The 13041-nt window shown below is 66.6% G+C and carries 11 protein-coding genes; 9 read left to right on the forward strand and 2 right to left on the reverse strand.

The genetic code is table 11. The features are described 5' to 3' along the window. Positions 1-40: 40 nt before the first annotated feature. The 9 genes from zapE to IB257_RS29755 all read left to right on the forward strand — a co-directional run bounded on the left by zapE (position 41) and on the right by IB257_RS29755 (position 9717). A complete protein-coding gene (gene zapE, locus IB257_RS29715; protein ID WP_054450771.1) occupies positions 41-1132 on the forward strand; it encodes a cell division protein ZapE in 1092 nt (363 codons plus the stop codon). 110 nt (positions 1133-1242) lie between these two features. Next, positions 1243-1776 (forward strand): sigma-70 family RNA polymerase sigma factor, encoded by a 534-nt coding sequence (locus tag IB257_RS29720; RefSeq protein ID WP_082400675.1) that lies wholly within the window; start codon positions 1243-1245, stop codon positions 1774-1776. Continuing rightward, positions 1769-2728, forward strand: coding sequence for a FecR domain-containing protein (locus tag IB257_RS29725; protein WP_119450935.1), 960 nt, complete (start codon positions 1769-1771; stop codon positions 2726-2728). The genes IB257_RS29720 and IB257_RS29725 overlap by 8 nt, the downstream gene beginning before the upstream one ends. A gap of 139 nt (positions 2729-2867) precedes the next feature. Beyond that, a complete protein-coding gene (locus tag IB257_RS29730; RefSeq protein ID WP_370540139.1) occupies positions 2868-5321 on the forward strand; it encodes a TonB-dependent siderophore receptor in 2454 nt (817 codons plus the stop codon). Positions 5322-5425: 104 nt separating this feature from the next. Beyond that, positions 5426-6058: a DUF4198 domain-containing protein gene (locus IB257_RS29735; RefSeq protein WP_192493217.1), complete on the forward strand. Its 633-nt coding sequence runs from the start codon at positions 5426-5428 to the stop codon at positions 6056-6058. 23 nt (positions 6059-6081) lie between these two features. Then, the gene (locus tag IB257_RS29740) at positions 6082-6363 is read left to right on the forward strand and encodes a DUF3649 domain-containing protein (RefSeq protein WP_192493218.1); all 282 of its coding nucleotides are present in this window, start codon (positions 6082-6084) and stop codon (positions 6361-6363) included. Further along, entirely contained in the window at positions 6360-7988 is a 1629-nt protein-coding gene (locus IB257_RS29745) for a PepSY domain-containing protein (RefSeq protein WP_054450783.1), read from the forward strand. Before IB257_RS29740 ends, IB257_RS29745 begins: the two co-directional genes overlap by 4 nt. Next, complete coding sequence (locus IB257_RS29750; protein ID WP_054450784.1) at positions 7985-8308, forward strand: DUF3325 domain-containing protein; 324 nt, start codon at positions 7985-7987, stop codon at positions 8306-8308. Before IB257_RS29745 ends, IB257_RS29750 begins: the two co-directional genes overlap by 4 nt. A 56-nt stretch (positions 8309-8364) precedes the next feature. Continuing rightward, complete coding sequence (locus tag IB257_RS29755) at positions 8365-9717, forward strand: tryptophan--tRNA ligase (protein WP_192493219.1); 1353 nt, start codon at positions 8365-8367, stop codon at positions 9715-9717. A gap of 34 nt (positions 9718-9751) precedes the next feature. Here IB257_RS29755 and IB257_RS29760 read toward each other — a convergent pair whose 3' ends face one another. Together IB257_RS29760 and tex are read right to left on the reverse strand one after the other, a co-directional pair. Continuing rightward, positions 9752-10258, reverse strand: a complete 507-nt coding sequence (locus IB257_RS29760) for a hypothetical protein (protein ID WP_125472535.1) — start codon at positions 10256-10258, stop codon at positions 9752-9754. Between the two features lie 278 nt (positions 10259-10536). Further along, positions 10537-12912: an RNA-binding transcriptional accessory protein Tex gene (tex, locus tag IB257_RS29765; protein ID WP_054450789.1), complete on the reverse strand. Its 2376-nt coding sequence runs from the start codon at positions 12910-12912 to the stop codon at positions 10537-10539. Positions 12913-13041: the final 129 nt, after the last annotated feature.

Here is a 13041-nt window from a genome sequence, read left to right on the forward strand (position 1 = left end):
CGGATCCGCCCTTTTTTCATTCTGCTTTTCCTGCTCCCACATGAACGTCCGCGAATACTACGAACACGCCCTGGCCGAACGCGGCTACAAGCCCGACGAAGCCCAGAAAAAGGCGATCGACCGGCTGCAGCGCTATTTCGACGAATGGGTCAAGTTCAAGTCGATGCGCTCGAACGCGCTGAAGAAGCTGCTGAACCGCCCCGACGTGCCGCGCGGCGTGTACCTGTGGGGCGGAGTGGGGCGGGGCAAGAGCTTCCTGATGGACGCCTTCTACGCCACCGTGCCCGTGGTGCGCAAGACGCGCCTGCACTTCCACGAATTCATGCGCGGCGTGCACCGCGAACTCGAAGAAGTGAAGGGCATGCAGGATCCGCTGGACGAAGTGGCCAGGCGCGTGGCCAAACGCTACCGTCTGATCTGCTTCGACGAGTTCCACGTATCCGACGTGGCCGACGCGATGATCCTGCACCGGCTGCTGTTCAAGCTGTTCGAGTACGGCACGTCCTTCGTGATGACGTCCAACTACGAGCCCTCGACCCTGTATCCGGACGGCCTGCACCGCGACCGCATCCTGCCCGCGATCCAGCTGATCCAGGCGCGCATGGACATCATGAACGTGGACGCTGGCGTGGACTACCGCCGCCGCTCGCTGGAACAGGTGCAGTGCTATCACACGCCGCTGGACGAGCGCGCCCAGAAAGCATTGCAGGAAGCATTCGACAGCCTGGCCGACACGCCGCCCCAGGATCCGGTGCTGCATATCGAGCACCGCGAGATCCGCGCGCTGGCGCTGGGCGGATCGGTGGTGTGGTTCGATTTCGCCACGCTTTGCGGCGGGCCGCGTTCGCAGAACGATTATCTGGAGTTGGCCAACCGCTTCCATGCGGTGATCCTGTCGGGCGTGCCGCGCATGGGACCGCGCCAGGCTTCGGAGGCGCGCCGCTTCACCTGGCTGATCGACGTGTTCTATGACCACCGCGTCAAGCTCATCATGTCCGCCGAGTGCGAACCCGAGGAGATTTACACGGAAGGCGCGCTTGCCAATGAATTCCACCGCACGGTCTCGCGCATCCTGGAAATGCAGTCGCGCGAGTACCTGGAATCGGAACGCCGCCACACCGTGTCGTTGTAGTCGCGCCGCATCTGTCCGAATTTTCCGGGCAGATCGCGGTTGAAATTGGTAATACAAGTCATTATCAATTAAGATTTGGAGACTTCTGGTCCAGCACCGCAGTTTCCAACGTGTCTTCCACCCTCTTGTCCGCATCGGCCGCGCGCACCGACCCTTCCGCCGCGCCCGTCGATGGCCTGTACCGCGATCACCGCCCCTGGCTGTTCGGCTGGCTGCGCCGCAGGCTTGGCTGCGAGCACCGGGCCGAAGACCTGGCGCAAGACGTGTTTCTGCGCGTGATCCAGGGCCGCAAGGCGGTGCGCGCCGGCGAAGCACGCGGACTGCTGACCACCATTGCCAAGGGCCTGGTGGTGGACCACCAGCGGCATGCGGCATTGGAACGGGCCTATCTCGCCTACCTGGCCGCCATACCCGAGGCTTATGCGCCGTCCCCCGAAGAGCAGACCGAGCAACTGCAATCGCTGGCGCGGCTGGACCGTCTGCTGGACGGCTTGCCGCCCAAGGCGCGTTCCGCGTTCCTGCTGTCGCAGCTCGACGGGCTGACCTATCCCGAGATCGCCCAGCGGCTTGAAGTCTCCTTGAGTTCGGTGCAGCAATACATGGTGCGCGCCATGACCGCGTGCTACGCGGCCTTTGATGACTAGCGCCGCGGACCCCGTCGCCGACCAGGCGATCGCCTGGTGGGTGCGGCTGCAATCCGGCCTGGCCGGTGCGGCAGAGCGGCAGTCCTGCGAGGCATGGCTGGCGCAGGATCCCGCGCATCGCTGCGCGTGGGATCGCTTGCAGCGCATCAGTCAGGATGCGCGGCGCGTGCCGGCGGCGTTGGCGCATGACGCGCTGACGCGTTCTGCATCGTCCTCGCCCCGATCGGCCGGCCGTCGCACGGTATTGCGCGGATTGCTGGCTGTTGGCGGCACGGCTTTTACCGGTTGGGCGGGCTACCGGCATACGCCGTGGCAGCGACTGGCGGCGGACCTCAGCACCGGCACAGGCGAACGGCTGGCCGTTGCGGTGGCTGATGGATTGCACATCACCTTGAACAGCGACAGCGCGGTGCGCCTGCACTTGCAGGACGATGCCCGCGGCCTGGACCTGTTGCGCGGCGAAGTGCTGGTGCGGACCGAAATGCGGCCCGCCATGGCGGCTCTGCGCGTGGATACCGGGCATGGCGAACTGCGCGCCGAACGGGCGCGCTTTGACCTGCGGCGCACCGCCGCAGGCGCGCGCTTGGGCGTGTACGAAGGCAGCGTGACGCTACTGCGCGGCGGCGTGGCTACGCATGCGGAAGCCGGGGAGCGCCTGGAATTCTCCGAGCATGGCGAAGTCGGCCGTCTTGCCTCCGATCCCGACCGGCTGGCCTGGACCGACGGGCTGGTGGTGGCCAAGGACTGGCGCCTGGACTACTTCGCGCAATACCTGGCTCGCCAGCGCCTGGGCATGATCCGGGTGGATCCGGCGGTGGCCGGTCTGCGGCTGTCGGGCGTATTCCCGCTGGACGACGCCGAGCGTGCGCTCAAGGCACTGGAGCCCGCCTTGCCCATCCGCGTGACGCGGCATACGCAGTATTGGCTGCAGGTCGGTCCGCGCGAGGCCTGAGCGTTACAAATTTTTTTGCCTGCGGCTTGCAGGTTTTCCGATCCCGTACGGAAGGCAGGGATAGATACCACCGTACAGGGAGAGTTTTGTGTCCGCTTCATCTCACTCGCGCTTGCGCGCCCCCTTGTCTGCCGGCCGCATGGCCCTGCTGGCCGCCATGTGCGCGGGCGGGCTTGCCGCCGGCATGCCGCAGGCCTGGGCGCAGCCGGCGCCCGCTACCGCGAACGCGCCGCGCAGCTACCAGATCGCTGCCGGCTCCTTGGCCGATGCCCTGACGCAGTTCGCGCGCAGCGCTGGCGTGGTCCTGTCGTTCGATCCGGCGCTGGTGCGGGGACGCCGCTCGGACGGGTTGGACGGCGCCTACTCGGTGGGCGCGGGATTCGCCCGCATCCTGTCGGGCAGCGGTTTGCAGGCGCGTGCGCAGTCGGGCAATACCTGGACGCTGCTGCAGGTTGCCGCACCCGCGGGCGACACGCCCACGCTGGCGCCGGTGACCGTGTCGGGCATGTCCGACAGCGCAATCACGACGGTGGGCTACGTGGCCACGGTGAGCGCCAGCGCCACCAAGACCGACACGCCGCTGATCGAAACGCCGCAGTCGGTATCGGTCGTCACGCGCGAGCAGATCACGGAGCAGGGCGCGCAGACACTGAACCAGGTGCTGCGCTACACCGCGGGCGTGGCCACCGAATCGCGCGGCGCCACCGCCACGCGCCTGGACCAGTTCAGCGTGCGCGGCTTTCAGGCTTCGTCCTACCTGGACGGCTTGCGAGTATTCGGCGGGCGCGACGCCTTGCCGCAGGTGGACACCTATCGCCTGGAGCGCGTGGACGTGCTGAAGGGACCGGCCTCCGTCATGTACGGGCAGGGCGGCCCGGGCGGCGTGGTCAACCAGGTCAGCAAGCGCCCGCTGGAAGAGACGCTGCGCGAGGTCGAGGTGCAGGTCGGCAACTATGACTACCGTCGCGCCAACTTCGATTTCGGCGGTCCGGTCGATGAAGACGGCAAGTTCCTGTACCGCCTGGTCGGCTCGGGCTACATGTCCGACGGCCAGGTCAAGGACACCAAGGAACGCCGCTACTTCGTGTCGCCGGCCTTTACCTGGAAGCCCAGCAGCGACACGACGCTGACGGTGCTGACCAACTTCCAGCGCGATCCCGACATGGGTTCCTATGGCAGCGTGCCGGCCATGCGCACGCTGCTTTCCGCGCCCGACGGCATCCGCCTGCCGGCCGATTACTACGACGGCGACGCCAATTTCGAAAAGAGCGACCGCAAGAGCTATTCGCTGGGCTATGTGCTGGAGCACCGCTTCAACGACAACATCAAGGCATCGCAAAGCCTGCGCTGGACGCGTGCGGAAGCGCAGTACCGCAGCATCTACGGCGCGATGACCAATAACTACGGCTATACCGACAAGACCTACCGCTACCAGCAGCGCGCGTCGATCGCGACTGATGTGGACGTGGGCGCGCTGGTGCTGGACAACAATGTGCAGGCGCGCTTCAACACCGGCCCCTTCGCCCACACCACGCTGCTGGGCTTTGACTATCAGCACGTCAAGACCGACACGCTGTCCGGCTTTGGCACCGCGCCCGCGCTGGATGTGCTGAACCCGAACAATCATCAGAACATCCCGGCGCCGGCGTTCTCGACGGATGCGACCAACAAGCAGTACCAGACCGGCCTGTACTTCCAGGACCAGATCAAGATCGATCGCCTCTCGGTGTTGCTGGGTGGCCGCTACGACTGGTCGCGCACCGTGGGCGAGACCACCACGATCGCCACCGGACGGGTCGCGCCGTCCTCGCTGAATGCGGAGAAGTTCACGGGCCGCCTGGGTGCGATCTACAACTTCGACAACGGCGTGGCGCCGTACTTCAGCTATTCGGAATCGTTCGAGCCGCAGTCCGGCACGGGCTGGCAGAACAAGCCGTTCAAGCCGATCGAAGGCAACCAGTACGAGGTCGGCATCAAGTACCAGCCGCCGGGCAGCGCCACGCTGCTGTCGTTTGCGGCGTTCGACATCCGCCGCGAGAACATGACCACCACCGATCCGGATCCGACCCACATCTGCGGCACGGCGGGCGGACGCTGCTCGATCCAGGCGGGCGAGCTGCGCACGCAGGGCATCGAGCTCGAAGCCAAGACCGAGCCCCTGCGCGGCCTGACGCTGGTGGCTGCTTACTCCTTGATGGATAACGAGTACTCCAAGGGCTATCCCAACGCCGCGGGCATGAACCTGAAGGGCAAGACGCCGGTGGGCGTGCCTTCGCAACAGGCGTCCGCCTGGGCCCGCTACCAGTTGCAGGACGGTCCGCTGGCGGGCGTGGGAGTGGGTGGCGGCGTGCGCTACATCGGTTCCTCGTATGCCAACGAGACCAACACCCTGAAGGTGCCGTCGGTCACGCTGTTCGACCTGATGCTGGACTACGACCTGGGCCGCGCGTCGCCGTCGCTCAAGGGCATGCAGGTGGCGCTGAACGTGCAGAACCTGTTCGACAAGGAATACATCGCGTCGTGCTCGGGCGATTCCTGGTGCTGGTACGGCTACCAGCGCTCCATCAAGGCCAGCCTGCGCTATCGCTGGTAAGTCTTGCTGCTAGTTCGAAGTGAGAATGGTTATAATTTAAAACCCTCCGAATCGGGCTTGGGCCGCGGGGCTGGTCCGATCCGGTCCTCTAAAGGAAATCAATAATGACATTCGCAAGAACCTTGGCCGCCATTGCCCTGTTGGGCACGGCGGGCGCCGCGCAGGCGCATTTCGTTTGGTTGGAACGCAGCGCCGAGGGACCGGCCAAGGCGTATTTCGGGGAATGGGCGGATGACGTGCGCGAAAAGCGTGACGGCCTGCTCGGCAAGATCATGGTCGCGCCCGTCGTTACGGGCGCCGATGGCAAGCCGCTGAAGGCCTCGGGCGAAGGCGCCGACTTCCTCGAATTCGCGGCGGCGGGCAAGGGCGACGTGCGCTTGCGCCAGGCCTACCAGTTCAAGGACACCCTGGTGCAGTACGGCGCCAAGGCCGGCCGCGCGGACACCGAGGGCAAGCTGGACCTGGAATTCGTGCCGGTCGCGGCCGGGACCAACGCCTTCGTGCTGCAGTTCAAGGGCAAGCCGCTGGCGAAGACGGAAGTCACCGTATTCGGCCCGCCCAAGTGGGAGAAGCGCTTCCACAGCGATGAGAACGGCCGCATCGAAATCACCACCCCGTGGCCCGGCCAGTACGTGCTCGAAGCCGCCCACGTCGAAGACAAGGCGGGCGAGGCCGACGGCAAGGCATACGCCAAGATCCGCTACGTTTCCACTACTACCTTCAACGTGTCCCAGTGAAAGCTCCCGCTGCCGGCGCAGGCATGATGCGCTACCGTCTGGCCGTCTTTTCCAGGGCGGCGGCCGCCATCCTGGGCGGCTATGTTCTGGCGTCGGCGGCAGCCGCCTGCCTGGCGATCTGGCTGCCCATGCGGCGGCCGGACGCCGTGGTCACGGCGCAGATGCTGTCCTTTGTGTTCTACGCCTGCGGCGTGATCTGGGTTTTTGCCACGCGCAATGCCTGGCGCGCCTGGGCCGGCGTGCTGGCGTCCGCCGCGCTCCTGGGCGGGCTGTTCGCGATCGGCCGCGCGATGGGGGCGGCATGAAGGCGAAAGTGGAAAAGGCGCCGGGCGAGGAAGGCCTGCGCCAATCCATGTCCTGGCTGCACACCTGGTCGGGATTGATCTTCGGCTGGGTGCTGTTCGCGATGTTCCTGACCGGCACGCTGGCGTTCTTCCGCCCCGAGATCACGGCCTGGATGCAGCCCGAGATCCAGACGCGGCCCGCGCCTGCGGCGCAGTCCGTGACTGCTGCACAGAACTACCTGGCGGAACATGCGCCCGACGCCACGCGCTGGTTCATCACGCCGCCGTCCGACCGCGAACCGCTCATCCAACTGCTCTACCAAGTGCCCAAGCCCAAGCCGGGCGAACGCGGTTTCGTGCGCGTGAAGCTGGACCCCGCCACCGGCCAGGCCCTGACCGCGCGCGAGACGCGTGGCGGCGACTTCTTCTACCGCTTCCATTTCGAACTGGAAACCGCGTTTCCCTGGGGGCGCTGGCTGGCCAGCATCGCCGGCATGTTCATGCTGGTGGCCATCATCAGCGGCATCATCACCCACAAGAAGATATTCACCGACTTCTTCACGTTCCGGCCCGGGAAAGGCGGGCAGCGCGCCTGGATGGACGGCCACAACGCCTTGTCCGTGCTGGGGCTGCCGTTCCACCTGATGATCACGTTCAGCGGGCTGGTGCTGTTCATGGCCATGCTGATGCCGGCCGGCATACTGGCCGTCTACGAGAGCCCCAGGCAGTATTCCGACGAGGTCTTCAAGTCCTTCAGGATCACTCCCGCGCGCAACGAGCCCGCGCCGCTGACCGCGCTGGCGCCGCTGGTGGAGCAGGCGCAGCAGCACTGGCAAGGCGGCCGGGTGGGGCGCATCACCGTCAATCATCCCGGCGATGCCGGCGCGACCGTGACCCTGGTGCGCGACGCCGCGGATGGCGTGTCGTTCGGCAAGCTGGCGCCCTACATGCGTTTTGACGGCGTCACGGGCGCATTCCAGGAAGGCGAGGACGAGCTCGGCGCCACGGCGCGTACGGCGGGCGTCATCGTCGGCCTGCACCTGGGATTGTTTGCCGAACCGTTTTTGCGCTGGCTCTATTTCCTGGTCAGCATGGCGGGCACGGCGATGGTGGGCACGGGCCTGGTCCTGTGGATCGCCAAGCGGCGGCAGAAGGCGCGTCCGGGGGCGCGCGAAGCGTTTTCGTTGCGCCTGGTCGACGCGCTCAACGCCGGCACGGTCGCTGGCCTGTTCATCTCGATCGCCGCCTTTTTTTGGGCCAACCGCCTCCTGCCGATCGACCTGGCGGGCAGGCAGTTCTGGGAATCGCGCGCCTTCTTCGCCGTCTGGGGCTTGTCGCTGGTCTACGCCTTCCTGTTCCAGCGCAGCAAGTGGCGCGACCTGTTGGCCGCGGCCGCGGCCTCCCTGGCGCTGGTGCCGGTGGTCAACGCCCTGACGACCTCGCGCCATCTCGGGGTGTCGCTGCCTGCGGGCGATTGGGTCATGGCTGGTTTTGACCTGACCTGCCTGGCCGGGGCGCTGCTGCTGGCCTGGATGGCGCGCAAGGCGGCCCGCGCCAGCAAAGCGGGCGCCAAAGCGCCCGCCAAGGGCCGCGCCGCATCCAAGCCGTCCCAGCCCGCCTACGAACCTAGAGGTGATACGCCATGACGCTAGCTGCCTTCTGCCTGGCCTACGCGGGCTTTTCCGCCCTGTGCCTGGGCATGGACCGCCACTACGAAGACCTGTTCGACCGCGCGCTGCCGCGGCGTCACAGGTTGCCTTTGCGCCTGTTCGGCTGGGGGGCGCTGGCTTTGTCCTTGTGCGCCTCGGCGGCGGTCTGGGGCTGGAGCTACGGCACGGTGGAATGGATCGGCATTCTGAGCATCGCCGGGCTGCTGCTGATCTGGTTCCTGACGTTCCGGCCGCGCGCCGCGCTGACCGCGGGCGGGCTGTGCGCGCTGGCGGCGCCAGTGTTGGCCGTCCTGTAGCCGCGCGCCCGGCAAGTTACACTGGGCGTTTCCCCCAGCAAACGCCTCTTCGCCTCATGAATACCCGCGTCCTCACCGGCATCACCACCTCTGGAACTCCCCACCTCGGCAACTACGCGGGCGCGATCCGTCCCGCCGTTCAGGCCAGCGCGCAGCCCGGCGTGGACGCATTCTTCTTCATGGCGGATTACCACGCCCTCATCAAGTGCGACGACCCTGCCCGCGTGGCGCGCTCGCGCCTTGAAATCGCCGCGACCTGGCTGGCGGTGGGCCTGGACCACGAGCGCGTGACCTTCTACCGCCAGTCGGACATCCCCGAGATCCCCGAGCTGACCTGGCTGTTGAACTGCGTCACGGCCAAGGGCCTGATGAACCGGGCGCACGCCTATAAGGCGTCGGTGGACCAGAACACGGAAAAGGGTCTGGAACCGGACGATGGCGTGACCATGGGCCTGTTCTCGTACCCGGTGCTGATGGCCGCTGACATCGTCATGTTCAACGCCAACAAGGTGCCGGTGGGCCGTGACCAGATCCAGCATCTGGAAATGGCGCGCGACATCGCCCAGCGCTTCAACCACCTGTACGGCCGCGACTATTTCACGCTGCCGGAAGTGGTGATCGAAGAAGACGTGGCGACCTTGCCGGGCCTGGACGGCCGCAAGATGTCCAAGAGCTACAACAACACCATTCCGCTGTTCGAGGGCGGCGCCAGCGCGCTGCGCGCGGCGGTGATGCGCATCGTGACCGATTCGCGCGCGCCGGGCGAACCCAAGGACGCCGAGAACTCGCACCTGTACACCATCTACCGCGCCTTTGCCACGCACGAACAGGCTGCCGCGCTGCGCAAGCAGCTCGAAGAAGGCATGGGCTGGGGCGAAGCCAAGCAGGCGCTGTGCGACCACCTGGAAAACCTGCTGGCGCCCATGCGCGAGAAGTATTTCGACCTGATGGCCAACCCTGGCCGCATCGAAGACATCCTGCAGGCCGGCGCCGCCAAGGCGCGCAAGCTGGCCACGCCTTTCATGCAGGAACTGCGCCAGGCCGTGGGCCTGCGCAACCTGGAAGCCGGCTCGGGCGCCAAGGCCGCGCAGCCCAAGAAGGAAAAGGGCAAGGGCGCGCGCTTCGTCAGCTTCCGCGACGAGGACGGCAGCTTCCGTTTCCGCCTGCTGGCAGCGGATGGCGAGGAACTGCTGTTGTCGCAGCGTTTCGCCGATCCGAAGGAAGCCGGCGCGTTGATGCGCCGTCTGCAAGCGGAACCGGCCGATGCGGTGCTGAAGGCCGATGGGCAAGGCTATGCCGCGATGATCGACGGCGTGGCCGTGGCCACCGCGCCGGCTGGCGCGCAAGACGAATCCGGCGCCTTGCTGGAACGCGCGCGCGCCGCGCTGTCGTCTTTGTCGCAGGAATAAACCCAAGGGGCCGGCGCGCAGCCGGCCCGGCGGTTCAGGCCGCGCGGGCGCTGGCTACGATGCGCCCGTCGCGCACCTGGAAGCGCTGGGCGCTGCCCTGTCCGGCGATTTCCAGCATGTCGCCTTCCGTGTAGCCCGTGACATTCGGGCAGTCCAGCCATTCGGGGTTGATGAACGGGAAGTACTTGAGCGTGCCGCTGCCCTGGCTGGCAAAATCGAAGGTGGTGTTGGCGACCACTTCCGGATCCCATTGGCTGGCATCGAAAGTCAGCGCGCAACCCGCGCCGATACGGTAGGTGATGCTGGCGCCCATGCTGGCGAATCCCAGTGCGCCGACGTGCAACTGCGCCCCATTGCTCAATTCGATGATGCGGCTGCCCAGCCGCTCCAGCGTGATGTGCTTGAAACTGACTTCGGCGCCATCGACAAGCAGGTGCGAATACTGGCCCAGGGTGATTTCGCTGTAGACGCCGCTGGCGTTGGCTTCCTTGGCGGTGAGGGTTGCCGTTTCATTGGCGGCAAGCGTGATGGTATGGGACATGGCTGGGCGGATCTCCGGTCGTTCGGGGCAGGGCGCTGTTGTTCTTGTGCTGCTCCCCGGCAGGCGCTATGCGCCTTGGCTCGCCTGCTCGCGGGGGGCTTGTGCCGCCTTGTGGCCTGGCGCCGCCGGGTTTTATTATTTGGACACAATTAGATATTTTCTATCATTTTTGATAGGTTTGGCTTGAGAGAAGACAAGTAACCCGCCTCTTTACGGGTAAGCCCTAGGCAAAAAAAACCGGCGCATCAGGCGCCGGTTTTCCGTGGGGCGGGTCTCGCTCAACGCTTGAGCTTGGCGAACGCGTCCGCCATGGCGCTGTTCATGCCGGCGCCGGCCCCGGCGCCGCCGCGGCTGCCGTCGCCCTGCGGACGGCGGTTGCGGTCGCCGCCCTTGGGGGCGTCGCCGCTGCGGCGGGCGGGAGCTGCGGTGTCGTTCAGGCGCATGGTCAACGCGACGCGCTTGCGCGCCACGTCCACTTCCAGCACCTTCACGCTGACCGTCTGGCCCACCCGCACGACGTCGCGCGGATCCTTCACGAACTTTTCGGCAAGGGCCGAGATGTGGACCAGGCCGTCCTGGTGCACGCCGATGTCCACGAACGCGCCGAAGTTCGCCACGTTGGTCACAACGCCTTCCAGCACCATGCCCGGGTACAGGTCGTTCAGGGTTTCGACGCCTTCCTTGAACTGCGCCGTCTTGAACTCCGGACGCGGATCGCGGCCGGGCTTTTCCAGTTCGGCGAAGATGTCGCGCACCGTCGGCAGGCCGAAGCGCTCGTCGGTGAAGTCGGACGGCGACACGCCCTTGAGCGCTTCGCGCTGGCCGATGATCTGCTTCACCTCGGCCTTGATCTTGGCGACGATGCGTTCGACCACCGGATAGGCTTCGGGGTGGACCGACGAGGCGTCCAGCGGGTTGTCGCCGTTGGGAATGCGCAGGAAGCCCGCGGCTTGTTCGAATGCCTTGTCGCCAAAGCGCGGCACCTTGCGCAGGATCTCGCGGGTCGGGAAGGCGCCGTTCTCGTCGCGCCAGGCGACGATGTTCTTGGCCAGCAGCGAATTCAGGCCGGACACGCGGGCCAGCAGGGCGGCCGACGCGGTGTTCACGTCCACGCCCACGGCGTTCACGCAATCCTCGACCACGGCGTCCAGCGAACGCGCCAGCTCGCGCTGGTTGACGTCGTGCTGGTACTGGCCCACGCCGATGGCCTTGGGATCGATCTTGACCAGTTCGGCCAGCGGATCCTGCAGGCGGCGGGCGATGGACACCGCGCCGCGCAGCGTCACGTCCAGGTCGGGGAATTCCTGGGCCGCGGTTTCAGACGCCGAATAGACGGAAGCGCCGGCCTCGGAGACCACCACGCGGGTGACCTTCAGGTCCGGGAAGCGTTCCATCATGTCGCCCACCAGCTTCTCGCTTTCGCGCGAGGCGGTGCCGTTGCCGATGGCGATCAGGTCGACCTTGTGGCGCGCCACCAGGGCGGCCAGCGTGTTGATGGTGCCGTCGCGGTCGCGGCGCGGTTCGAACGGGTAGACGGTGGTGGTGTCCACGACCTTGCCGGTCTGGTCGATCACGGCGACCTTGCAACCGGTGCGGATGCCGGGGTCCAGGCCCAGCACGGCCTTGGGGCCGGCGGGCGCGGCCAGCAGCAGGTCCTTCAGGTTGGCGGCGAACACCCGGATGGCTTCGGCTTCGCCGCTTTCGCGCAGGCGGCCGATCAGCTCGCTTTCGAACGCCGTCAGCAGCTTCACGCGCCAGGTCCAGCGGCAGACTTCGCCCAGCCAGCGCGCGCGCGGCGTGGCGTCCAGCGCGAACAGGCCGTTGCCCAGCTTGAGGAAGCCGGCGATGCGGGCCACGCAGGGATGCGGCGTCTGCGCTTCCAGTTCGGCTTCCAGGCCCAGGCGCAGTTCCAGCACGCCTTGCTGGCGGCCGCGCAGCAGCGCCAGGATACGGTGCGAGGGCAGGGTGCGCAGCGGTTCGTTGAAGTCGAACCAGTCGCGGAAATTGGCGCCCTCGGTTTCCTTGCCGTCGACCACCTTGGAATGGATCAGGCCGGTGGACCACAGGTGCTCGCGCATGTCGGCCAGCAGATCCGCGTTTTCCGCGTAGCGCTCGGCCAGGATGTCGCGCGCGCCGTCGAGCGCGGCCTTGGCGTCGTTGATAGACGCTTCGGGATTCAGGTATTGCGCGGCGAGCGCGGCGGGGTCGCAGGCGGGATCGGCGAGGATGCCGTCGGCCAGCGGCTCCAGGCCCGCTTCGCGGGCGATCTGGGCGCGGGTGCGGCGCTTGGGCTTGTACGGCGCGTACAAGTCTTCCAGGCGCTGCTTGGTGTCGGCCGTGGCGATTTCCTGCTGCAGCGCTTGCGTGAGCTTGCCCTGTTGCGAGATGGATTCAAGAATGGAGCCGCGGCGCTCTTCGAGTTCGCGCAGATAGCCCAGGCGCACTTCGAGATTGCGCAGCACGGTATCGTCCAGGCCGCCCGTGGCTTCCTTGCGATAGCGGGCGATGAAGGGCACGGTGGCGCCATCGTCCAGGAGTTCCACCGCCGAAGCGATCTGGGAGGCGCGCGTGCCCAGCTCGGTGGCGAGCTGCGCGACGATGCGGGCGTTGTCGACGCCGGCGGCGACGTACGTGATAGCGGAAGTTTCAGACATCTCGATACGACGACAAAAAGGAAAAACAAGGGGCGGATTGTGCCATAAGCCGCTGTTACAAAACGTGCCAGGGTGGACGGATATGTCCCCCTCGCGACGGCCTGGCGGCCAATCCGCGGCCCGGCAGCG

It is taken from the genome of Achromobacter sp. ACM03 (assembly GCF_014851665.1).
GTDB lineage: Bacteria > Pseudomonadota > Gammaproteobacteria > Burkholderiales > Burkholderiaceae_B > Achromobacter > Achromobacter aegrifaciens.

What these genes read in the sequence shown, in the direction of transcription:
- zapE (WP_054450771.1), top strand. Translation starts at nt 41, where the DNA reads ATGAACGTCCGCGAATACTACGAACACGCCCTGGCCGAACGCGGCTAC.
- IB257_RS29725 (WP_119450935.1), top strand. Translation starts at nt 1,769, where the DNA reads ATGACTAGCGCCGCGGACCCCGTCGCCGACCAGGCGATCGCCTGGTGG.
- IB257_RS29730 (WP_370540139.1), top strand. Translation starts at nt 2,868, where the DNA reads ATGGCCCTGCTGGCCGCCATGTGCGCGGGCGGGCTTGCCGCCGGCATG.
- IB257_RS29735 (WP_192493217.1), top strand. Translation starts at nt 5,426, where the DNA reads ATGACATTCGCAAGAACCTTGGCCGCCATTGCCCTGTTGGGCACGGCG.
- IB257_RS29740 (WP_192493218.1), top strand. Translation starts at nt 6,082, where the DNA reads ATGATGCGCTACCGTCTGGCCGTCTTTTCCAGGGCGGCGGCCGCCATC.
- IB257_RS29745 (WP_054450783.1), top strand. Translation starts at nt 6,360, where the DNA reads ATGAAGGCGAAAGTGGAAAAGGCGCCGGGCGAGGAAGGCCTGCGCCAA.
- IB257_RS29750 (WP_054450784.1), top strand. Translation starts at nt 7,985, where the DNA reads ATGACGCTAGCTGCCTTCTGCCTGGCCTACGCGGGCTTTTCCGCCCTG.
- IB257_RS29755 (WP_192493219.1), top strand. Translation starts at nt 8,365, where the DNA reads ATGAATACCCGCGTCCTCACCGGCATCACCACCTCTGGAACTCCCCAC.
- IB257_RS29760 (WP_125472535.1), bottom strand. Translation starts at nt 10,258, where the DNA reads ATGTCCCATACCATCACGCTTGCCGCCAATGAAACGGCAACCCTCACC.
- tex (WP_054450789.1), bottom strand. Translation starts at nt 12,912, where the DNA reads ATGTCTGAAACTTCCGCTATCACGTACGTCGCCGCCGGCGTCGACAAC.